The sequence below is a fragment of the Roseomonas gilardii subsp. gilardii genome (assembly GCF_023078375.1).
Classification (GTDB): domain Bacteria; phylum Pseudomonadota; class Alphaproteobacteria; order Acetobacterales; family Acetobacteraceae; genus Roseomonas; species Roseomonas gilardii.
Window position 1 is genome coordinate 1521158 of the sequence record NZ_CP095554.1, and the last position, 21193, is coordinate 1542350.

General features: G+C 67.5%; 20 protein-coding genes. 8 read left to right on the forward strand and 12 right to left on the reverse strand.

Annotated elements, in window-relative coordinates:
- Positions 1-6: 6 nt before the first annotated feature.
- The 3 genes from MVG78_RS06890 to MVG78_RS06900 all read right to left on the reverse strand — a co-directional run bounded on the left by MVG78_RS06890 (position 7) and on the right by MVG78_RS06900 (position 3714).
- The gene (locus tag MVG78_RS06890) at positions 7-891 is read right to left on the reverse strand and encodes a carbohydrate ABC transporter permease (RefSeq protein ID WP_247559368.1); all 885 of its coding nucleotides are present in this window, start codon (positions 889-891) and stop codon (positions 7-9) included.
- A gap of 52 nt (positions 892-943) precedes the next feature.
- Positions 944-2296 (reverse strand): extracellular solute-binding protein, encoded by a 1353-nt coding sequence (locus tag MVG78_RS06895; RefSeq protein WP_247559370.1) that lies wholly within the window; start codon positions 2294-2296, stop codon positions 944-946.
- 95 nt (positions 2297-2391) lie between these two features.
- On the reverse strand, positions 2392-3714 hold the full coding sequence (locus tag MVG78_RS06900) for an amidohydrolase (RefSeq protein ID WP_247559372.1): 1323 nt from the start codon (positions 3712-3714) through the stop codon (positions 2392-2394).
- A 208-nt stretch (positions 3715-3922) separates the two neighbouring features.
- On the opposite strand from MVG78_RS06900, the gene MVG78_RS06905 reads away from it, so the two are divergent.
- The 3 genes from MVG78_RS06905 to MVG78_RS06915 all read left to right on the forward strand — a co-directional run bounded on the left by MVG78_RS06905 (position 3923) and on the right by MVG78_RS06915 (position 7028).
- Positions 3923-4699: a class II aldolase/adducin family protein gene (locus MVG78_RS06905; RefSeq protein WP_247559374.1), complete on the forward strand. Its 777-nt coding sequence runs from the start codon at positions 3923-3925 to the stop codon at positions 4697-4699.
- Positions 4700-4851: 152 nt separating this feature from the next.
- Positions 4852-5694 (forward strand): creatininase family protein, encoded by an 843-nt coding sequence (locus MVG78_RS06910; protein WP_247559375.1) that lies wholly within the window; start codon positions 4852-4854, stop codon positions 5692-5694.
- Between the two features lie 158 nt (positions 5695-5852).
- A complete protein-coding gene (locus MVG78_RS06915) occupies positions 5853-7028 on the forward strand; it encodes a YncE family protein (protein ID WP_247559377.1) in 1176 nt (391 codons plus the stop codon).
- On the opposite strand, the gene eutC is transcribed toward MVG78_RS06915, so the two are convergent.
- The 3 genes from eutC to nikR form a co-directional block, all read right to left on the reverse strand.
- On the reverse strand, positions 6943-7812 hold the full coding sequence (gene eutC / locus MVG78_RS06920) for an ethanolamine ammonia-lyase subunit EutC (RefSeq protein WP_247559379.1): 870 nt from the start codon (positions 7810-7812) through the stop codon (positions 6943-6945). The two genes, MVG78_RS06915 and eutC, sit on opposite strands and share 86 nt — an antisense overlap.
- A gap of 4 nt (positions 7813-7816) precedes the next feature.
- Positions 7817-9214: an ethanolamine ammonia-lyase subunit EutB gene (locus tag MVG78_RS06925; RefSeq protein WP_247559381.1), complete on the reverse strand. Its 1398-nt coding sequence runs from the start codon at positions 9212-9214 to the stop codon at positions 7817-7819.
- A 422-nt stretch (positions 9215-9636) separates the two neighbouring features.
- On the reverse strand, positions 9637-10032 hold the full coding sequence (nikR, locus tag MVG78_RS06930) for a nickel-responsive transcriptional regulator NikR (protein ID WP_247559382.1): 396 nt from the start codon (positions 10030-10032) through the stop codon (positions 9637-9639).
- Between the two features lie 150 nt (positions 10033-10182).
- Between nikR and nikA the strand changes: the two genes are divergently transcribed.
- The 5 genes from nikA (at position 10183) to MVG78_RS06955 (ending at position 15130) form a co-directional block, all read left to right on the forward strand.
- A complete protein-coding gene (nikA, locus tag MVG78_RS06935) occupies positions 10183-11766 on the forward strand; it encodes a nickel ABC transporter substrate-binding protein (RefSeq protein ID WP_247559384.1) in 1584 nt (527 codons plus the stop codon).
- Positions 11763-12701 carry a nickel ABC transporter permease subunit NikB gene (gene nikB / locus MVG78_RS06940; RefSeq protein WP_247559385.1) on the forward strand — a complete coding sequence of 313 codons (939 nt, stop codon included), beginning with the start codon at positions 11763-11765 and terminating at the stop codon, positions 12699-12701. Before nikA ends, nikB begins: the two co-directional genes overlap by 4 nt.
- Positions 12702-12813: 112 nt before the next feature.
- A complete protein-coding gene (gene nikC, locus MVG78_RS06945; protein WP_247559387.1) occupies positions 12814-13512 on the forward strand; it encodes a nickel ABC transporter permease subunit NikC in 699 nt (232 codons plus the stop codon).
- Positions 13509-14315 (forward strand): ATP-binding cassette domain-containing protein, encoded by an 807-nt coding sequence (locus tag MVG78_RS06950; protein WP_247559389.1) that lies wholly within the window; start codon positions 13509-13511, stop codon positions 14313-14315. Before nikC ends, MVG78_RS06950 begins: the two co-directional genes overlap by 4 nt.
- Positions 14312-15130, forward strand: a complete 819-nt coding sequence (locus tag MVG78_RS06955; protein ID WP_247559391.1) for an ATP-binding cassette domain-containing protein — start codon at positions 14312-14314, stop codon at positions 15128-15130. The genes MVG78_RS06950 and MVG78_RS06955 overlap by 4 nt, the downstream gene beginning before the upstream one ends.
- Before the next feature lie 155 nt (positions 15131-15285).
- Here the strand turns inward: MVG78_RS06955 and MVG78_RS06960 are convergent, their stop codons facing one another.
- The 6 genes from MVG78_RS06960 to MVG78_RS06985 form a co-directional block, all read right to left on the reverse strand.
- On the reverse strand, positions 15286-16659 hold the full coding sequence (locus MVG78_RS06960; protein ID WP_247559393.1) for a GntP family permease: 1374 nt from the start codon (positions 16657-16659) through the stop codon (positions 15286-15288).
- Between the two features lie 103 nt (positions 16660-16762).
- On the reverse strand, positions 16763-17824 hold the full coding sequence (locus MVG78_RS06965) for an urea transporter (protein ID WP_247559395.1): 1062 nt from the start codon (positions 17822-17824) through the stop codon (positions 16763-16765).
- Positions 17825-17857: 33 nt separating this feature from the next.
- Positions 17858-19561 carry an urease subunit alpha gene (gene ureC, locus MVG78_RS06970; RefSeq protein WP_247559397.1) on the reverse strand — a complete coding sequence of 568 codons (1704 nt, stop codon included), beginning with the start codon at positions 19559-19561 and terminating at the stop codon, positions 17858-17860.
- A gap of 1 nt (position 19562) precedes the next feature.
- Positions 19563-19874, reverse strand: a complete 312-nt coding sequence (locus tag MVG78_RS06975) for an urease subunit beta (RefSeq protein WP_247559399.1) — start codon at positions 19872-19874, stop codon at positions 19563-19565.
- 9 nt (positions 19875-19883) lie between these two features.
- Positions 19884-20186 carry an urease subunit gamma gene (gene ureA / locus MVG78_RS06980; RefSeq protein ID WP_247559400.1) on the reverse strand — a complete coding sequence of 101 codons (303 nt, stop codon included), beginning with the start codon at positions 20184-20186 and terminating at the stop codon, positions 19884-19886.
- Positions 20187-20216: 30 nt separating this feature from the next.
- Positions 20217-21137: an urease accessory protein UreD gene (locus MVG78_RS06985; protein WP_247559402.1), complete on the reverse strand. Its 921-nt coding sequence runs from the start codon at positions 21135-21137 to the stop codon at positions 20217-20219.
- Positions 21138-21193 lie beyond the last annotated feature (56 nt).

Genomic DNA, 21193 nt, shown 5'->3' on the forward strand with positions numbered 1-21193 from the left:
ACGGTCTCACTTGTAGTGCAGCCGCCGCTCGATGAAGCGGAACTGGATGAAGGTCATCGCCATCACCAGCAGCATGAGCACGATGCTCTGCGCGGCGGCGCCGGAATAGTCCAGGCCCTTGAAGCCGTCGGAATAGATCTTGTAGACCATCAGCTCGGTGGAGCGCGCCGGCCCGCCCTGCGTCATCGTGTCCACCAGCGCGAAGCTGTGCGTGAAGCTGTCCGTCAGGTTGATCACGGCCAGGAAGAACAGCGTGGGCGAGAGCAGCGGCACCTGCATGTCCCACATCCGGCGCAGCGGCCCGGCCCCGTCCATCGCCGCCGCCTCGGTCAGCGAACGGGGAATGCCCTGCAGTCCGGCCAGCAGGAAGACGAAGTTGTAGGAGACGAGCTGCCAGGCCCCGGCCATGATCAGCATGGTCATGGCATGCGAGCCGACCAGCGTGGGGTCCCAGCTTCCCGGTGCCACGGCGTTGAGGAAGGAGAAGAGGCCGGCGCGCGGGTCGAAGATGAAGCGGAAGATGATGCCGATCGCCGGCGCCGCGATGGCATAGGGCCAGACCAGGGCGAGGCGGTAGGCGCGGCTGCCGCGCAGTTCCCGGTCGACGAAGACGGCGAGCAGCAGCGAGGCCGCGACCGCCAGCGCCGTGGTGGCGAAGGCGTAGAAGATGCTGATGGCGACCGAATGCCAGTAGGCGGCGTTGCCGAAGACCTCGGCGAAGTTCTGCCAGCCGACCCAGGTGTTGCCGCCGCCCCAGGGCTGCTGCAGCGTGAAGGCCCAGTAGAAGGCCTCGCCGGTCGGCCAGTAGAAGAAGACGAAGATGATCAGCAGCTGCGGCAGCACCAGGGCCCAGGGGAGCCAGCGGCTGCGGAACAGGGCGCGTCGTTGCATCTGGTTCATGCTCGGGGTGGCGGGGCGGCGCGGGCCGCCCGGCCGGTCCGGATCAGGGCAGGCGCTTGCCGCGATAGGTCTGTTCGAAGCGGCGCAGGAGCTGGTTGCCCTGGTCCTGCAGCGCGCTCAGCGCCTGGTCCATGGTCTTCTGGCCAGCGAAGGCCGCCTGGATCTCGTTGGCATAGGCGGCGCGGAACTGCGTCATGTTGCCCAGGCGAAGGCCGCGGGAATTCTCGGTCGGCTCGGTGAGCAGCAGACTCTCCATCGCCACCTCGCGCCCGACATTCTCGGGGCGCTGAAAGAAGCCCTGGGCCTTCAGGCTGTCATAGCCGGTGCGGGTCACCGGGATATAGCCCGTCTCGGTCGCCCAGAAGGTCTCGGATTCCGGCTTGGCCAGGAAGTCGAAGAAGGCCGCGGCCCCCTTGTATTCCTCGGCCGGGCGGCCGCGCAGCGCCCAGAGCGAGGCGCCGCCGACGCGGCTGTTGATGCGGCTGTGGCCCTCCCAGACCGGCAGCAGCGCCGGAGTCCAGTCCAGGCCGGACACCGCGGTCTTGCGGATGCTCTGGTGGCTCGCGATGGAGGCGAAGGCCACCGCGCAGTCATCGGCGGCGAAGGAGGTCACCGGGTCCTGGCCCGCCTGCTTGGTGCGGATCTGGACCAGCCCTTCCTTGTACCAGGCGAGCAGCGTGTTGAAATGCTCGCGGATCAGGCCCTGGTTGAAGATGTACTCCGCGTCCAGCCCGCCATAGCCGTTCTGCTTGGTGGCGATCGGCAGGTTGTGGATGGCCGCGAACTGCTCGAACAGCGCCCAGCTGTCGAAGTCCATGGCCATCGGGCAGGCGCGGCCGGAGGCCTTGATGGCGCGCAGCGCCCGGCCGAGATCCTGCCAGGTGGCCGGGGCCTGCTCGATGCCCGCCTTGCGGCCCGCCGCGCGGTTCCAGTACATCACCGCGGTCGAGGAGTTGAACGGGAAGGACAGCATTTCGCCCTCCGAGGTCGCGTAGTAGGCGGCGATCGGGGGGAGGTAGTTCGTCCAGTCGATCCGGTAGCCCTGCTGCGCCATCAGCTCGCGCGCCGGGACGTACTGCCCCGAGAGCATCAGGTCGGCGGTGCCGATGTCATAGACCTGGACGATGGTGGGCTGCTCGCCGGCGCGGAAGGCGGCGATGGTGTTCTGCAGCGCCTGCGCGTACTCGCCCTGGCTGACGCAGGTGATGCGGTACTGCGCCTGGCTGTCGTTGAAGCGCTGGCAGACCTGCTGCACCACCTCGCTAAGCTGGCCGGTCAGCCCGTACCAGAAGGTGACGTTCTGGCGCGGCGCCTGCGCCTGCGCTTGACCCTGGGGGAGGGCTGGGGAGAGCAGGCCGAGGGCGAGGCCGACGGCAATGACGGATCTGCGAAGCATGGAAGAGGTCCGGTTCTGACCCGGGGCAGCTAGCGCCGGGATGTGACAATACCTCCTCGGTTTCATGGCGGTTTCTTGAAACCTGTCCGCGCCCCTTAGCCGCGCGCCGCCTCCGCGGGCGCCAGCACCCGCTCCGCGATGCCGGCGAAGAGGTCCACGCCCTGCGGCAGCGCGGCCTCATCGAAGTCGAAGTCCACCGCGTGGTGAATCCCCTTGAGGTCCGCCCCCAGCAGGAAATAGGTCGCGCTACCGCCCTGTTCCTGCACTCGCCGCAGCATCAGCGTGGCGTCGTCGCCACCGCCGATCGGCCATTCCGGCTCGATCCGCGCGATCCCCGGCACGGCGTGCGCCACCTCGGCCACGATAGCGGCGGCCTCCGGGCTCGGCATGGCGCCGATGCTGCCGCCCATCTCCTCGATGCGCAGCGTGACATCCTGCATCGCCGCCGCCCCGGCCAGAACCTCCCGTGCCCGGCGGTCCATGTAGTCCAGCGCCTCCTGCGAGCCGCCGCGCACCTCCAGCACCAGATGGCAGGAATCGGCGATCACGTTGCGCCCGCTGCCCGCCACCATCCTCCCGACATTCACCCGCGTGGGCGATTCCGCATGGCGGCTGATGGCGTGCAGGTTCAGCGCCGCCGTGGCGCCGGCCAGCAGGGCGTTGCGCCCTTCCTGCGGCCCCATCGCCGCATGTGCCGCGCGCCCTTCGAGGAAGGCGTCCAGCTTGTTGGAATAGAGGAAGCCCGTGGCCACCGGCGCCACCGTGCCCGAGGGCAGCAGGCAGCCGAGATGCCCGGCGAAGAAATGGTCCACCCCGTCCACGACACCGGCCGCCACCATCGGCCGGGCGCCGCGCCCGCCTTCCTCGGCGGGCTGGAAGATCAGGCGGATCGTGCCCCGCCAGCGCGCCATGGGCGCCGTGAGCCGGGCGGCGAGGGCGAGGCCGATGGCGGTATGCCCGTCATGGCCGCAGGCATGCATCACCCCGGGGCGGGCGGAGGCGAAGCCCTCGCGGTTCGGCGCATGCTCCGGCGCCGCCGTTTCCCGCACCGGCAGCGCGTCCATGTCGAAGCGGAAGGCGAGCACCGGCCCCTCGCCGCGCCGCATCTCCGCCACCACCCCGGTCTGGCCGCCGGGCATGCGCGCCACCCATTCCGGCGGTGCCCCGGCCGCCAGCGCCGCCTCGCACGCCGCCGCGATCTCGGCGGGGGAGGGGCGGCCGGGCATCTCACCCTCCACCATCACCTCCGGCCCCGCCTTCACCGCCCAGCCGAGGCGCTCCAGCGTGGCGGCGACCTTCGCGGCGGTGCGGTATTCCAGGAAGCCGAGTTCCGGGAAACGGTGCAGGTCGCGCCGGATGCGCGCCACCCCGCCGTCATTGGCGCTGGTCGCCGCGATGAAATCCAGATCCGTTCCCATCTCCGCGTCCCTTTCCGGCCTCTGCCCATGCGCGGGGCAAGCCTGCCCACGATACGGGCCGAAAGACACCCGAGCGCCAGCCAGGGCAAGAGGCCATGCCATGCCGGACGGTTGACGCACCGCCGCCGGGGGGCGGAAAGTTCCGGCCCGCCGATCATCCCCGTTCCGCCAGAGACGCCCACATGGACGCCCACATGGGAGAAGCCCGATGAACGTGACCACGCCGCCTGCCAGCCTCCGGGGGATCAGCGCGGAGGAATGGAAGATCCGCTGCGAGCTCGCGGCGCTCTACCGGCTCGTCGCCTATCACCGGATGACGGACCTCATCTACACCCATATCAGCGCCCGCCTGCCAGGGCCCGACCACTACTTCCTGATCAACCGCTATGGCGTGATGTTCCACGAGATGCGGGCCAGCGACCTGGTGAAGATCGACCTGGACGGCAACGTGGTCGAGGAGGACGCTTCCTCCAAGCCGGTCAATGCCGCGGGCTTCACCATCCACTCCGCGATCCACATGACGCGGGAGGATGCGGCCTATGTCGTCCATACCCATACCAGCGCCGGCATCGCCGTTTCGGCGCAGAAGGAGGGGCTGCTGCCGATCAGCCAGCACGCGCTGAAGTTCTACGGCCACCTCGCCTATCACGGCTATGAGGGCATCGCCCTGGATCTCGACGAGCGCGAGAGGCTGGTCGCCGATCTTGGCCAGCACCGGGCGATGATCCTGCGCAACCATGGCCTGCTGGTCACGGGCCGCACGGCGGCGGAGGCCTTCAACAACATCTACTACCTGGAGCGCGCCTGCCAGGCGCAGGTGGCGGCGCTCTCGGCCGGCATGGACCAGATCGTCTTCCCGCCGGAGGAGGTGCGGCTGCGGACCGCGGCCCAGTTCAACCGTTCCGATTCCCCGCATATCTACGACCTCGCCTGGACCGCTGCGCTGCGCCTCGTCGATGACGACAAGGTGGATTATCGTTCATGAAGTGAGCCGGGCCGCGGCCATCTCAAGGAAAAGCAGGAATTTCCAGGCTTTTCCGGGGTTCGGGCGTGGCTTCTGCCGCGTTTGCGAAGGCTGGGCAGGCGGGCGGGGAGGGGAGTAGACAGGATCTCACTGCCGGAGATTCCTGCTCCACCATGTCCCGCCGATCCGCCTTCCGGAAGCGACACCTGGCCCTTCTCCAGATTCCGGTCCTGGCCGGCTTCCTGGTTCTCGCCCCCCTGGCCTGGGCGCAGCAGCCCGACACGGTCTGGCTCGACCAGCTCACCTGGACGGAGATCCGCGCCGCCACCCAGGCCGGCAAGCGCACCGTCATCATCCCCGTGGGCGGCACCGAGCAGAGCGGCCCCTTCATCGCCGTGGGCAAGCACAATGCCCGCGTGGCCGTGCTGGGCGAGCAGATCGCCCGGCAACTCGGCAATGCCCTGCTCGCCCCGGTGATCGCCTATGTGCCCGAGGGCAATATCGACCCGCCCAGCTCGCATATGCGCTTCCCCGGCACGATCAGCATCCCGCCCGAGGTCTTCGAGGGATTGCTGACCTCCGCCGCCGAGAGCTTCGCCGCGCATGGCTTCACCGACATCGTGCTGATCGGCGACCATGGCGGCTATCAGAAGAACCTGCAGCGCGTGGCCGACCGGCTGAACCGCCAATGGGCCAAGGGGCCGGTGCGGGCGCACTACATCCCGCAATACTACACGACCATCGAGAGCAGCTTCGCCCCGGCCCTGCGCGCCCGCGGGCTGGGCGACGATATCGGCACCCATGCCGACCTCATGGACACCGCCCTGACACTGGCCACACGCCCCGCTTTGGTGCGGCAGCAGGCCCTCCAGGCGGCGGCCAAGCCCGGCACGGCGCAGGGCGTCTATGGCGGCGACCCGCGCCCCGCCACGGCCGAGCTCGGCCAGATCGGCACCGGTGCCATCGTCGCCCAGACCGTGGCCGCCATCCGGCAGGCCACCGCGCCACGCCGCTGACCCGCCTTTCCCTGCGGCGCCCGGCCCGGCTTCACATGCCCGCGCCCCGCGCCGCCACCCCCTTGCCCGAGAACGGGATTCGCGCTTCCGGACAGGCTTGCTCCGCTCCGGGAACGGTCCCCGTGACCCCGGGCCCGTATCGAGGAACACGCCTGCTCATGTCCCGCCCCGCTTCCCGGCTCCTTCTCCTGGCGCTGCTCGCCGCGCCCCTCGCCCCGGCCATGGCCCAAAATAGGGCTCCTGACGCGACGCCGGCCACCGTGCAGACCGTGCCCGGCATGCCGCCCGTGACCGTGCCCGGCAACATCTACAGCGAGACGACCAGCGACAAGCTGGCGCCGGTGGTGCGCAGCGACCTGCCGCGCATCTACGTGCCGAACCTCCGCTCCAACGATGTCTATGTCATCGATCCGGAGACGATGAAGGTCGTGGACCGCTTCAAGGTCGGGCGCGGTCCGCAGCATGTCGTGCCGTCCTGGGACCTGCGCACGCTCTGGGTGACCAACAATGCCGAGGGCAAGGAGGATGGCAGCCTCACGCCCATCGATGCCGCCACCGGCAAACCGGGCGAGCCCATCCCGGTGGACGACCCCTACAACATGTATTTCACGCCCGACGGCAAGTCGGCGATCGTGGTGGCGGAGGCCCGCAAGCGCCTCGACTTCCGTGACCCGCACACGATGGCGATGCAGTTCTCCATCGACACGCCGGAATGCCGCGGCGTGAACCATGCCGATTTCTCCGCCGACGGGCGCTATGCCATCTTCACCTGCGAGTTCGGCGGGCGCCTCGCCAAGATCGACATGGTGGAGCACAAGGTCGCGGGCTACCTGAAGCTCTCCAAGGGCGGCATGCCGCAGGACATCCGCGTGGCGCCGGATGGCCGTACCTTCTATGTTGCCGACATGATGGCCGATGGCGTCTTCGTCCTCGACGGCGACAGCTTCACCGAGACGGGCTATGTCCCCACCGGCCCGGGCACACATGGCCTCTATCCCAGCCGCGACGCGAAGTTTCTCTACATCGCCAACCGCGGCTCGCATAAGGTGCATGGCGCGCGAAAGGGGCCGGGCAGCGTCTCGGTGCTCGACTTCGCGAGCGGCAGGATCGTCGCCAACTGGCCCATCCCTGGCGGCGGCAGCCCCGACATGGGCAATGTCAGCGCCGACGGGAAGACGCTCTGGCTTTCCGGCCGCTTCGACGATGTGGTCTATGCCTTCGACACCACCACGGGGGCCGTGAAGCAGATCAAGGTCGGCGCGGAGCCGCATGGCCTGACCGTCTGGCCGATGCCGGGCCGTTACTCCCTGGGCCATACCGGCATCCTGCGCTGAGGGCGTGGCACTTCCGGTGATCCCGGGTGGAGGTGCTGCCTCCACCCGGTCTCTCCTCAGCCCCCGGCAATGCTGCCGGCGCCTCGTCCTTGAGGCCGATGCCGCTCAGCTTGCGCTGCCGGGCCTCGCGCATCAGCCAGGCCAGCTTCTCCGCCGCCCCCTCATGCGACAGCCCTCCCTGCCCATGGATGTTGGAGATGCAGTTGCGGCCGGAATCCTGGCAGCCCGTGCGCGGCGCATAGGTCAGGTACACGCCCAGGCTTTCCGCCACGCTCAGGCCCGGGCGCTCCCCGATCAGCATGGCGCAGAGCGTGGCGCCGAGGGCCTCGCCGATCTCGTCGCCCAGCGCCACCCGCGCCTGGGTCGCCACGACGACCGGCGCGATGCGCCAGCCGCGCAACCGCTCCAGCGTGGCATGCAGAACCGGCGCCGCATGCTTCTGCACCGCCAGGGCCGAGAGCCCGTCGCCGATCACGAAGACCGCGTCGTACCCGCCCCGCCGCAGCAGCGCCCGGCTTTCCGGCGCCAGCCGCCGCCCGAGATCGGGGCGGCGCAGATAGGTGCCACGATCCCCCGCCGCGCTTCGCACCTCCACACTCTCCAGCGGCGCCAGATCGGCCCGTAGCGCCGCGACATCGAGCGGCGTGTGCACGGCATCGCGGGCCACCGCATGCGCCATCTGAAAATCCAGCACATCGGACAGCCGCATGGCATCGCCGCTGCGCCCCAAACCGACACGCGCCCGCGTGGCGAGGCGCAGCCCTTCCCAGAAATCCGCCGCCATCCTCCTAGGCGTCCCGTGCCATGGTCAGCAGCCGCGCCGCCTGCGGGCTCTGCGGCAGGGGCGGGCGCATCCGCCCGCCGGGCTCCAGCATCTCCATGCGCTCCAGCCAGGATTCGAATTCCGGCGCGGGCCGCAGGCCCAGCATGGAGCGCAGCGCGAGGATGTCGTGGAAGGAAAGGCTCTGGTAGTTCAGCATGATGTCGTCCGCGCCCGGCACGGCGATCAGGAAGTTCACCCCCGCCGCGCCGAGCAGCACCATCAGCGCGTCCATGTCGTCGCCATCGGCCTCGGCATGGTTGGTGTAGCAGACATCGACCCCCATCGGCAGGCCGAGCAGCTTGCCGCAGCAATGATCCTCCAGCCCCGCGCGGAGGATCTGCTTGCCGTCATAGAGGTATTCCGGCCCGATGAAGCCGACCACCGTGTTCACCAGCAGCGGCCGGAAGGCCCGCGCCACCGCATGGGCGCGGCATTCCAGCGTCTGCTGGTCCACCCCGTGATGCGCCTCGGCCGACAGGGCCGAACCCTGCCCGGTCTCGAAATACATCACGTTGTCGCCCAGCGTGCCGCGCTTCAGCGACAGCGCCGCCTCATGCGCCTCGCGCAGTGTGGCGAGATCGGTGCCGAAGCCGCGATTGGCACCCTCCGTCCCCGCCACGGACTGGAAGACGAGGTCCACCGGCGCGCCCAGCTCGATGGCGCGGATGGAGTTCGTCACATGCGTCAGCACGCAGGTCTGGGTCGGAATCCCGTAGCGCTCGCGCAGCGTATCCAGCATGCGCAGCAGCTCCACCGCGTTGCGCAGGCTGTCGGTGGCCGGGTTGATGCCGATCACCGCATCGCCTGAGCCGTGCAGCAGCCCGTCCAGCACCGAGACGGCGATGCCCCGCGCATCGTCGGTGGGGTGGTTCGGCTGCAGCCTGCTCGCCAGCCTGCCCTCCAGCCCGATCCTGTTGCGGAATGCCGTCTCCACGCGGCATTTCCGCGCCACGGCGATCAGGTCCTGGTTGCGCATCAGCTTCGACACCGCCGCCACCATTTCCGGCGTGAGCCCCGGCGCCAGCGCCGCCAGCGCGGCGGAATCCGCCTCGTGCGACAGCAGCCAGTCGCGGAAATCGCCCACTGTCCTGTGCGACATGGCCGAGAAAGCCGCCGCGTCATGCGTGTCGAGGATCAGCCGCGTCACCTCGTCCGTCTCGTAGGGCACCACCGTCTCGGACAGGAAGGCCTTCAGCGGCAGATCCGCCAGAACCCGCCGCGCCGCCACGCGTTCCGCATCCGAGCTGGCCGCGATCCCCGCCAGCTCGTCGCCCGAGCGCCGTGGCGTCGCGGCCGCCAGCAGGTGCCGCAGATCCTCGAAGCGGTGGCGCTCCCCGCCCGCCAGCCCGGTCCGGCCCGTCATCCGCCCACCTCCTCTCGCCACGGCCCGGCCAGCACAGCCGGGGCGCCGCCCGGCGGCAAGCGATTTCCGCGCCCGGACCGGATGCGTTGGCGATGTCCCCCGGTTCGGTGCTGCGCTGGCCAGCTTCGGGGCAGCGGATCAGCGCCTGATCGCGAGTGCCGAATCAAAGTGCCGGAGGCCGGCCTGCGCCCCCCGGCCCGCGGCAGGTAGGGCAGTGCCCTTGGCGCACCCGATACGACGGGGGGACATCCCTTTTTGAGCAGGCTGGCCGCCATGCGATGTGCCTTGAGGTGAGTGGCACCGATCATCAGCCGATCGGGATGAGCCGGATGGCAAGACGATCCTCCCGCCTCCTGAGCCACAGGCGGTTGGCAAGGAGAGGGTCTGGCAGGCTGGCGTGGCGCTCAATCCTCCGTCCGGCCTCAATCGCCGCAGGCACGCATCACAAGCAGGTTGCCATGCTGCACCCCACGCTCAGCGGTGACCGCGTCCGCGACCTGCCGGACCTGCTGGACCTCCCCCTTCAGCACCGCGACTTCCAGACAGGCATGATGGTCGAGGTGGACGTGCAGCATGGCGACGGAGAGGTCGTGGTGGTCGTGGAAGATGTTGGTCAGCCGGTCCGGCAGATCGCGCCGGTGATGGTCATAGACATAGGCCAGCGCTGCGGCACAGCGCCCGTTCACGGCGCCATCGCCGACCCGTTGGCGTAGGCCGGCGCGCAGGAGGTCACGTAGCGCCTCGGAGCGGTTGCCATAGCCGAGTGCGTCGATCTCCCCCAGCAACGCATCGTCGAGGGTGATGGTGATCCTCTGCATTCGCTTGCCCTGCCTTCCTTCTGCTCCGCTTGCCTCTGGACAGGCTTCGGAGCGCACTGGTATGAAAAATCGTCCAAGACTGCATACCCTCTGCCTCTCCTCAGCACCACGTGGAGCGTTCCGTCCGGTCCTGGGTAGAAGGAGCACATCATGCTGCGCCGCAATTTGCTGACCGCTGCTTCCGTATTCGGTCTCTCGCTCGGCCTTCCAGGGCTGAAGCCGGTTTCGCCAGCGCGAGCCGAGCTTCCGGGCCGTCTGACCTTCTCCTGGCCCAGCAATGCCGGGCCGTTGCACCCACATCTTTACTCGCCCAACCAGATGTATGCCCAGGCCATGCTCTACGAGCCTCTGGTCCGCTATGTCGAAGGCGGCCATGTGGCCCCGGCTCTCGCCACCGCCTGGCAGCAGGAGGCGGATGGTCGCTCCTGGACCTTCCACCTGCGTCCCGGCGTGGTTTTCTCCGACGGCACGCCCTTCGACGCCGCCGCGGTGGTGGCCAATGTGAAGGCCGTGCTGGAAAATCGCGGGCGCCATGCCTGGCTGGAACTCGTGGCCCAGATCGAGGGCGTGGAGGCGATCGACCCGGGCACGGTGCGGCTGCACCTGCGAGGCCCTTACTATCCTACCCTGCTGGAGCTGGCGTTGATCCGGCCGCTTCGCTTCGCTTCGCCGGCGGCGCTGCGCCCGGACGGCAGCCTGGCTGCTCCCATCGGTACCGGCCCCTGGCGGCTGGCGGAAACGCTGCGGGGGCAGCACGACCGCTTCCTCCGCAACGAAACCTACTGGGGCACGAAGCCAGCCCTGCGCGAGGTTCTGGTCCGTGTGCTGGGCGACGCCAACACCCGCGCCCTGGCGCTGGAGACGGGGGAGATCGACCTTGCCTACGGCACCGACCAACTCGATGCCGATACCTTCCGACGCTTCGCCGCTGACCGGCGCTTCCGCACCGCCATCTCGCCGCCGCTGGCCACGCGGCTGTTGGCAGTGAATTCCGGACGCTTTCCGACCGACGATCCCGCCGTGCGCCAGGCCATCGCCAAGGGCGTGGACCGGGCGGCACTGGTGCGCCACGTGCTGCTGGACATGGAACCCGCGGCGGAGACGCTGTTCGCCGGGAACTTTCCCTATACCGGTCTCGGCCTCCGCGCGCCTGCCTTCGATCCCGCCATGGCGGCGAGGGAGCTGGAGGCGGCGGGCTGGACCCTTCCTTCCGGTGGGCATGTCAGGATGAAGGACGGCCGCGCGCTGTCGCTCGACCTGTGCTTCACCGGCTCCGATATATTGCAGAAGACACTGGCGGAGGCGGTCCAGGGCGATCTTGCCCGCCTGGGCATTGCCGTACGGCTGATCGGGGAGGATGAGAGCAGCTTCCTCGGCCGACAGAAGAGCGGCGAGTTCGGGATGATTTTTGGCGACACATGGGGCGCGCCTTATGACCCGCACGCCTTTCTGGCTTCGATGCGGCAGCCGGCCCATGCCGATTACCAGGCACAGAGCGGCCTGCCGATGAAGGCGGAAATCGACCGCCGCATCGGGGCGGTCCTGACCACGACGGACGAGGCGGCGCGCGCTGCCGAATACCGCTGGCTGCTGACCACACTGCATGAGCAGGGAGTCTACTTCCCGATCTCCTTCCTGACCAACAAACTCGTTCAGCGATCTACCTTGGCGCATATGCCCTTTGGCGACACGCGCTACGAGATTCCCTTCGACCAGATCGGCCAGGGGACGTGACCGGCTTCCTCCTGCGCCGGCTCGCCTCCCTGCTGCCGCTGCTGCTGCTCGCCTCCTTCGTCTTCTTCGTGATGCTGCGGCTCGGCCGGGGCGATCCGGCGTTGGACTATCTGCGCCTCGCCCAGATTCCGCCCACGGACGCGGCGCTGGCTGCGGCAAGGGTGGAACTGGGCCTGGACCAGCCGATTCTGACGCAATACGCCGAATGGCTCATGAGCGCCCTGCAAGGTGACCTCGGCACCTCCTGGTTCACGCGGCGTCCGGTGACGGAGGAGATCGCCCAGTACCTGCCGGCCACGCTGCAACTCGCGGGCACGGCGATGGCGCTGGTACTCGCGGTGGGTGTGCCGCTGGGGATCTGGGCGGCGCTGCGGCGCGACCGCTGGCCGGACCACGCGACGCGCCTCATGACATTTCTCGGTGTTTCGCTGCCCAACTTCTGGCTCGGCTTCCTGCTGGTGCTGCTCTTCGCCGTGACGCTGGGCTGGCTGCCAGCGATGGGGCGCGACGGACCGCAGAGCATCGTGCTGCCGGCCATCGCCACCGCCACCATGTCCGCCTGCGTCATGCTTCGCCTGACGCGTGCCTCGGTTCTGGGCGCCATGGGGGAGCCACATCTGCGTTTCGCCCGGGCGCGTGGCCTGCCGTGGCGCACCCTTCTCGGGCGTCATATCGTCCTGAACGCCATGGTGCCGCCGCTGACGGCGGTCGGATTGCATCTGGGAGAGCTGATCGGCGGCTCGATGGTGGTGGAGAGCGTCTTCGGTTGGCCCGGTCTCGGACGCTGGGCGCTGACCGCCATCGCCAACCGTGACTATCCCGCCCTGCAGGGTTTCGTCATCGTGCTGATGCTGATCTTCGTGATGGGCAACCTGGTGGTGGACGCGCTCTATGCCTGGCTCGACCCACGCATCCGGCTGGAGCGTGAAGCGTGAGGCGGCTTCTCATCCCTGTCGCCGCGCTGATGGTGGCGCTGCTGCTGGGTGCGGCGATCCTGGCACCCTGGATCGCCCCCTTGACCCGGAGGCGACCGCGCTGTCGCAGCGTTTGCTGCCACCCTCCGCGGCCCATTGGCTGGGGACGGACCACCTGGGCAGGGATCTGTTCTCCCGGCTGATCTGGGGTGCCCGCGCCTCTTTCGGCTCGGTCGCCGCGATCCTGGCGCTGGTGCTGGCGGTCGGCTGTACCGTGGGAACGGTCGCGGGCATGGCCGGCGGCGTGGTGGATGCCGTGCTGATGCGGCTTTGCGATGCCTTCATGACCGTGCCGACACTCGTGCTGGCGCTGTTCCTGATCGGAGCGCTGGGCACCGGGCTGACCAATGTGGTGATTGCCATCGCCCTGTCGCACTGGGCCTGGTACGCGCGCCTGGTCCGCGGGATGACCATGTCGCTGCGTGGCCGGGACCACATCGCCGCCGCCCGGCTGGCCGGGCTGTCACGGGCTGCCATCGTGCGGCGACATGTGCTCCCGGTGGTGGCGGGGCAGCTTGCGGTGCTGGCCAGTCTCGATCTGGGGCACTGGATGCTGCATGTCGCAGGGCTGTCGTTCCTCGGCCTGGGCCTCGCCCCGCCAGCGGCGGAGTGGGGGATCATGATCAATGATGCGAGGCCCTTCTTCCGCGTCTCGCCGATGCTGGTCTTGCTCCCCGGAATGGCAATCCTGATGACAGTGATGGCGTTCAACCTCCTCGGGGATGGGCTGCGCGACCACCTCGACCCGGCTCTGCGGGGACAGGGCCATTGACCACCCGCACGCTCTCGATATCCGGCCTGGTTCTGGAGGCCGGTCCGCCTTCGCGGCCCACACAGCTGGTGAAGGATGTTTCCCTCGCGCTGGAGCGGGGGCGGGTGCTGGCGCTGGTCGGCAGCAGTGGTGGCGGCAAGAGCCTGACCACGCTGGCATTGCTGAACCTGCTGCCACCCGGCGTGCGGCGGGTGGCCGGTACGGTCGCGCTCGGCGACCGGATATTGGATGCCGCGGGACAGGACGCGTTACGGGGGCGCGTCATGGGCTTCGTGCAGCAGGCGCCACGCGGTGGCTTCAACCCGCTGGTCACGATCGGCCGACACTTCCGTGAAACCCTGGCCTGCGATGGGCTGTGTGGCGCCGAGGCGGAGGCCAGAATATCCGATCTGCTGCGTGAGGTCGGCTTTGAGCATCCCGGAAGGCTGTTGCCCCTCTATCCATCACAGATCAGTGGTGGAATGCTCCAGCGGGCGATGCTGGCGCTTGCCCTTTGCCGCGCGCCCGACTTCCTGCTGGCCGACGAACCGACCACGGATCTCGACCTTGTGGTGCAAGCGCAGATCCTCGACCTCCTGGAACGGTTGGTGGTGCGCAGGGGCATAGGGCTGCTGCTGGTGACGCATGATTTGTCCGTGGTCGCGCGGCTCGCCGATCATGTGGCGGTGATGGTGGGTGGCCGCATCGTGGAGCAGCAACCTGTTCCGGCCCTGTTCGAGGCACCACGCCATCCCACCAGCCGGGCCCTGCTGAAGGCGCATCTTGCACTGTATGGCGAGGCCCTATGTCCTGTCCGGGCATGAATCTGCTCGACGTGCGGGATGTGTACCGCACCTACCGCCAGGGAGGTTTCTTCGGCAACCGGGCGCGTCACCCGGTTCTGACGGGAGCCTCCTTGCATGTGGGGTCGGGCGAATGCGTCGCGCTGCTTGGGCCCACCGGCTCCGGCAAAAGCACCCTTGGCCGCCTGGTGCTGGGGCTGGAGACGCCCGATGCCGGCACAGTGTGCTTCGACGGCCTGCCGCTGCATGATCGGCGAGGCCGTATCGATAGGGCGACGCGGCGGGCGATCCAAGCCGTTTTCCAGGACCCGCAGGGCGCGACGAGCCCACGCTTCTCGGCCTTCGAGGTCGTTGCTGAACCCCTCCTGACAGACCGCATGCCCACTGGGGCGCTGCGTGATCGCGTGGTAGCCCTCCTGGAGCAGGTGGGACTGCCCGCCGGCATCATGGACCGGCCGGCACACAGTCTCAGCGGCGGGCAGTTGCAGCGCCTGTGTATCGCCCGGGCCCTGGCACCGTCACCGCGGTTGATCGTGCTGGACGAGGCGGTGAACAGCCTCGACGTGGAGACCCAGGCCCAGGTGATGGCGCTGCTTCGCAGGCTGCAGGAGCATGGCGTGGCGTATCTCTTCATCACCCACGATCTGAGGCTGCTGAAGGGCTTCGCCGACCGATGCTACGTGATGCAGGGCGGCCGTTCCGAAGAGGTCACGGATCCGTTCGGCGACGGATATCTGCCCTCTGCCTTGATCCATCTACGCCAGGCGATCCTGCCCGCCCGTCCGGTCGAAAGGGCGAAAGCCATCCGGGAAGTCGAAGAAGAGCAAAGCGGTTGATGGGGCACTTGGCCGTGTCACAACCGGGGCCGGGTCTCACCGATTGACCCAGAATGCGAAGGTGGCAGCGTGGACATGGCGGGGCATCCGCCACATCCGGAAGCATGTCCCGTCACGTTGCTCCAGGCAATCAAGGAGTCCCGGATCTGGATCCTTCAGAAGGATCCAAAGATCGATCCGAGTATAAGCACCACCACCAGGGAGAGGATGACGCCGACAATCACCGTCATGACCATGTCGGCATAGCTCTCCGAATGGGTGAGCTTGCTGATCTGCAGCAGCAACAGGACCGTGCCGTTGTGTGGCAGCGCATCGAGTGTGCCTGCGCTGATGACGGTCAGGCGGTGCATCAGCTCCGGGTTGATGCCGTATTCCGTGGCCATACGCATGTACTCGCCCCCCAGCGCGTTGAGAGCGATGGCCATCCCGCCCGAGGCTGTTCCGGTCAACGCGGCCAGCGCGTTCATGGAGACGACGAGAGAGGCCAATGGCCCTCCCGGTATCTCCAGCGCCGCGTCCCGCACGACGGTGAAGGCCGGCAGGGCCGCCACGACGGCGCCAAAGCCGACCAGGCTCGCGATCATCAGGATAGGCAGGACCGCCGAATTCGCGCCTGCGTCCAGGCTTTCCCTGATCTTCCCGAGGCGATTGAAGTTGAGCGCGATGACAACGACATTCGCCGCCGCCAGCGCGATCAGGACCGCCCAGACGCCAATGGTCGAGCTGACGTTGATCCCCCACGGCGCGCCTTCGAGGAAGGAGAAGTCGATCCGGGGCAGGATGATGAGCGCCATCAGGAAGTTGACCACGATCACGGTCAGCAAGGGCATGATGGCGACGATGAAGGGCGGATACTGATCGCTCCGCTGGCCATGATGGAATTCCGCCGGGTCGAAATTGCCGTCGAGCGTTGCCTGTTCGCGCAGCTTTTCCGGGATTTCGGCCACGCCCGCGGCCGTATCATCCACATAGGTTTCGCCAGCCGCCCGGACCCTGGCTTCAGCCCGGTGGAGCCACCACATGCCGAACTGGAAGGTGACGATCGAGGCAATGATGCCGAGGCCGGGAGCCGCGAAGGTCGTCGTATTGAAATACGGCATCGGGATCGCATTGTTGGTCGAAGGCGTTCCCGGCATGGCCGACATCGTGAAGGTGAAGGCACCCAGCCCGATCGCCGCGGGCATCAGCCGCGCGGGAATGTTCGCTGCCCTGAACATCTCCCGCGTCATGGGCACCAGCACGAAGAAGGCGACAAAGACGCTGACGCCGCCATAGGTCACAACAGCGGAAGCGAGAACCACCGCAAGCATCGTCCGGCGAACCCCGAGCTTGCTGGTCAGGAAACGCGCGATCGATTTGATCGATCCCGTATCGTCCATCAGCTTCCCGAAGATGCCGCCGAGCAGGAACAGGGGAAACCATTGCGAAACGAAGCGCGCGGTTCCTCCCATGAAGGTCGATGTCCAATGGGCCAGCAACGGCTCGCCCGAGAATAACGCGGCCAGAAGCGCCGCTGCGGGCGCGACCATGAGAACGCTCCAGCCGCGATACGCCAGCCATATCAACAGGGCCAGAGAGACAAGAATTCCAATCAATCCCACGAACGGGGCTCCTTCATTGGGCCATTTCGCCTTAACCCACCGCCCTGTCGGCGCCCGAAAGATGGCGGCGCCGATTATCCTCCGGTGTGGTGGCATCCGGCGGCAACACCGGAATCAGCGCCTTGAAGCCATATTGGCCGAGCAGCATCAGCCAGGTGACCAGCACGAAGGTCGAGGTCAGCACCGGCATGCCGATCGGCTTCAGGAAGATCGCGACTGAGGCCCAGAGCCAGGTTGTCACGACGATGCCGAACAACGTGTAGAGGAAGCTCTGCCAGGTCAGCACCAGGAAGAAGCCGCCGAGCGCGATCGCGGTCAGTGCCGCGTTGTAGCCGAACAGCCCGTCACGGATCGCGCCTTCCGGCCCGCCGAAGATGGCGGCGACGAGCGCGGCGCCGGCCGCTCCGATCAGCGCCATACCGGCCGAGATGCGGGAATTCACGGCAATACCGAGAATGATGAGGTAGCCCGAGATCCAGTTGTCCTGGAAGAAGATCTGCCCGATAGCGTTGCCGATGCCCATGTACCAGGTTGGCAGGACATAGGCGACCGCCGCGTCGTACTGCTCGGGCGAGACCGGCTTGGCCAATGGCCCCGCCTCGATCGCCGCGAATTTCAGCACGGCGAACAGGAACAGCCATCCCGTCAGCACGAAGGGCGCCGTCAGCGCCGCGACCTTGTGCGGCGCGAGCAGCGTGCCGATCGCCTGGAACACGATCGCCGTCATGGCGGCCGCGAAGACGATATAGACTGCGAGATGCGGCGACGGCACGGCGCCGGTGCGGAAATTGGCACTGGTGAAGGCGACGAGCGCAAGCCCGACCAGTGCGCCGTTGAAGCCGAACAGCCCGTCGCGGATCAGCCCTCTGTCGGCTCCGAGCATCCTCGCCGTCGCCGTCGCCACGACGACGCCGAGGATGCAGATCGTACCGTAGATCCATGAGTTGAAGAACAACGCCAGCAGGATGATCAATCCCGAGAGCGGATTGTTCTGGAACACGACCTGGCCGATACCGCGCAGGTTCCAGTCGACGAAGCCAAGGGCCGGATGGTCACGGAACCGGTCCAGGAAGGGGACTTCTGTCTGGGTCACGCTTCTCTCCCTCAGCCTTCGCCGGCGGCCCTGTCAGAACAGGAAGTAACGCTGCGCCATCGGCAGGATTTTCGCTGGTTCGCAGGTGATCAACTGGCCATCGACGCGCACCTGATAGTTCTGCGGGTCCACTTCGATCTTCGGCGTCAGCGAATTGTGGATCATGTCCTTCTTGCGGATCCCCCGCGTGCCTTTGACCGCGGCAATCTGCTTCTGCAGTCCCAGCTTCTCGCCGATCTTGTCATCGAGGGCGGCCTGCGAGACGAAGGTCACGCCGGTCTTGCCACGCGCCCGGCCGAGGATGCCGTACATTGGCCGGTAGTGCACCGGTTGCGGCGTGGAGATCGAGGCATTCGGATCGCCCATCGGCGCGGTCGCGATCATGCCGCCCAGCAGCACCAGCGACGGCTTGACCCCGAAGAAGGCCGTCTTCCACAGCACGAGATCCGCGCGCTTTCCGACCTCAATGGAGCCGATCTCATGGGCGAAGCCATGGGTGATCGCCGGGTTGATCGTATATTTGGCGACGTAGCGCTTGCAGCGGAAATTGTCGTTGCGTTCGCTGTCTTCCGGCAGCGGGCCGCGCTGGACCTTCATTTTGTGCGCGGTCTGCCAGCAGCGCAGCGTCGTCTCGCCGATGCGCCCCATCGCCTGGGAATCCGACGACATCATCGAGAAGGCGCCGAGATCGTGCAGGATGTCCTCCGCCGCGATCGTCTCCTTGCGGATGCGCGATTCGGCGAAGGCGACGTCCTCCGGGATCTGCGGGCTGAGGTGATGGCACACCATCAGCATGTCGAGGTGCTCGTCCACGGTGTTGACCGTGTAGGGACGCGTCGGGTTGGTGGAGGAGGGCAGGATGTTCTCCTGCCCCGCCGCCGTGATGATGTCCGGCGCATGGCCGCCACCGGCGCCTTCCGTGTGGAAGGAGTGGATGGCACGGCCCTTCATCGCCGCGAAGGTGTTGGCGACGAAGCCGCTCTCGTTCAGCGTGTCGGTATGCAGCGCGACCTGCACATCCATTTCGTCGGCGACGGCGAGGCAGTTGTCGATCGCCGCCGGGGTCGTGCCCCAATCCTCATGCAGCTTGAGGCCGATGACGCCCGCCCGGATCTGCTCGCGCAGTGGCTCGGGCAGGCTGGCATTGCCCTTGCCGAGCAGGCCGACATTGATCGGCAGATCCTCGGTCGCCTCCAGCATGCGGTGGATGTACCAGGGCCCGGGCGTGACGGTGGTGGCGAGGGTGCCGACCGATGGCCCGGTGCCGCCGCCAACCAGCGTGGTGGTGCCGCTGGCCAGTGCTTCCTCGGCCTGCTGTGGGGCGATGAAATGGATATGCGTGTCGATGCCGCCGGCCGTCAGGATCATGCCCTCGCCGGCGATGACGTCGGTGCCCGGTCCGATGACGATGGTCACGCCCGGCTGGATGTCGGGATTCCCCGCCTTGCCGATGCCGGCGATGCGCCCGTCCTTGATGCCGATATCGGCCTTCACGATGCCCCAGTGGTCGAGGATGATCGCGTTGGTGATGACGAGGTCCGCGACATCGGCCGCGTTGCGCTGGCCCTGGCCCATGCCGTCGCGAATGACCTTGCCGCCGCCGAAGGTCACCTCCTCGCCATAGACGGTGTGGTCCTTCTCGATCTCGATGATGAGTTCGGTGTCGGCGAGGCGAATGCGGTCGCCCTTTGTGGGACCGTAGAGGTAGGCGTAGTTCTCGCGAGGGATGCGTACCATCTCAAGCCTCCAGCTTTCCCATGACCTTGGCGTTGAAACCGTACACGACGCGGTCGCCGGCCAGCGCCACGAGCTCGACCGTCCGCGATTGTCCCGGCTCGAAGCGAACGGCCGTCCCGGCCGGAATGTTCAGGCGGAAGCCCCTGGTTGGCTCGCGGTCGAATTGGAGAGCCGTGTTGGTCTCGTAAAAATGATAATGCGAACCCACCTGGATCGGACGGTCGCCGGCATTGGCGACGTCGATCGACAGCGTCTGGCGCCCGGCATTGAGCTCGATCTCGCCATCCTCGATGAACTTTTCACCTGGAGTCATGGCACGCCCTCACGGAATGGGATCATGGACGGTGACCAGCTTGGTCCCGTCGGGGAAGGTCGCTTCGACCTGGACGCTATGGATGATTTCCGGGATGCCTTCCATCACATCGTCCCGCGTCAGCAGCGTCGCGCCATAGGACATCAGCTCCGCGACCGTGCGGCCTTCCCGCGCGCCTTCGAGAATGGCGGCGGAGATATAGGCGACGGCCTCAGGGTAGTTCAGCTTGATGCCCTTTGCCTTCCGCCGCTCGGCCAGCAGCGCCGCGGTGAAGAGCAGAAGCTTGTCCTTTTCGCGTGGAAGCAGCTCCATTGTCTTTCCCCATCGTCACATGGTTGATCTTCAGGTCGCCCAGATGCGGGGCGGGTTGGCTGCCTTGCCCTGGCCCAGCCTGCGAAGCACGTTCCACGCCTGCACGAACAGCGCCTTGCCCTCGGAAACCCGTGGGCCGAGATAGCGGCAGACCACGGCCTGTTCGAGCTGGCTGACCGAGAAGACGCGACTCTCACCGATCGCGGCGCGCACCTGCTCCGCCGCATCCTCGGCGATCGCGCCGGCATGGATCATCGTTCCCCAGGTCACCTGGCCGGACAGGGCGAAGGCCGCCTCCATCAGCGGGGAGCCGCCGCCAAGGGCCAGGCGCTCGAACCAGATCGGCTTCCCGTCCCGCCACAGCTCGATGCGCTGGCTGATGCGGCCCGTCGCGAAACGCTCGCCGGCGGCGGGGCGGCCGAGGCACACGAAATCCCAGCCCACATAGGTGGCGTCGGGCGCGAGCGAAACCCGGGTTTCCAGGCACGCATCGGCGCCGTCGAAGACGATGGCCTCTTGCGGCAGGTATTCGCAGACCGCGCCCGCGGCAACCTCGATGGAACAACTCTGCGTGCTGCGGCTCCGCTCGCTGCGATAGAATTTCGTGGCGCCCGGCGTGGTCAGCACCACCCGCGCATCGGCGGCCATGTGGAAGCGCAGATCGAGCCGGTCACCGCCCGCGACTCCGCCGGGCGGGTGAAGCAGGTAGACATGGCAGGTGCCGTCCCGCTCCGGATGAAACGGATGCTGCACTGCGAGAGGGCCGAGATGTCTTCGACGCATGAGCCGGCTCTTGCCAGCACTCACCGCAAACCACAGTTCCAGTTCGGCGAGCCACTGGCTTGGCTGTACGCAGCCCGACCGCGCACCCGAAACGAGTTGCGGATGCACGGCTTCAGGAGGAGTATCTGACACGGCTGCGTGCATGAACTGTTCCCTCAGCTTGTCCATTTTGCATGCGCTGCCCGTTCCGGCAAGTGTAAACGGAGCAAATTCAAAACCAAGCT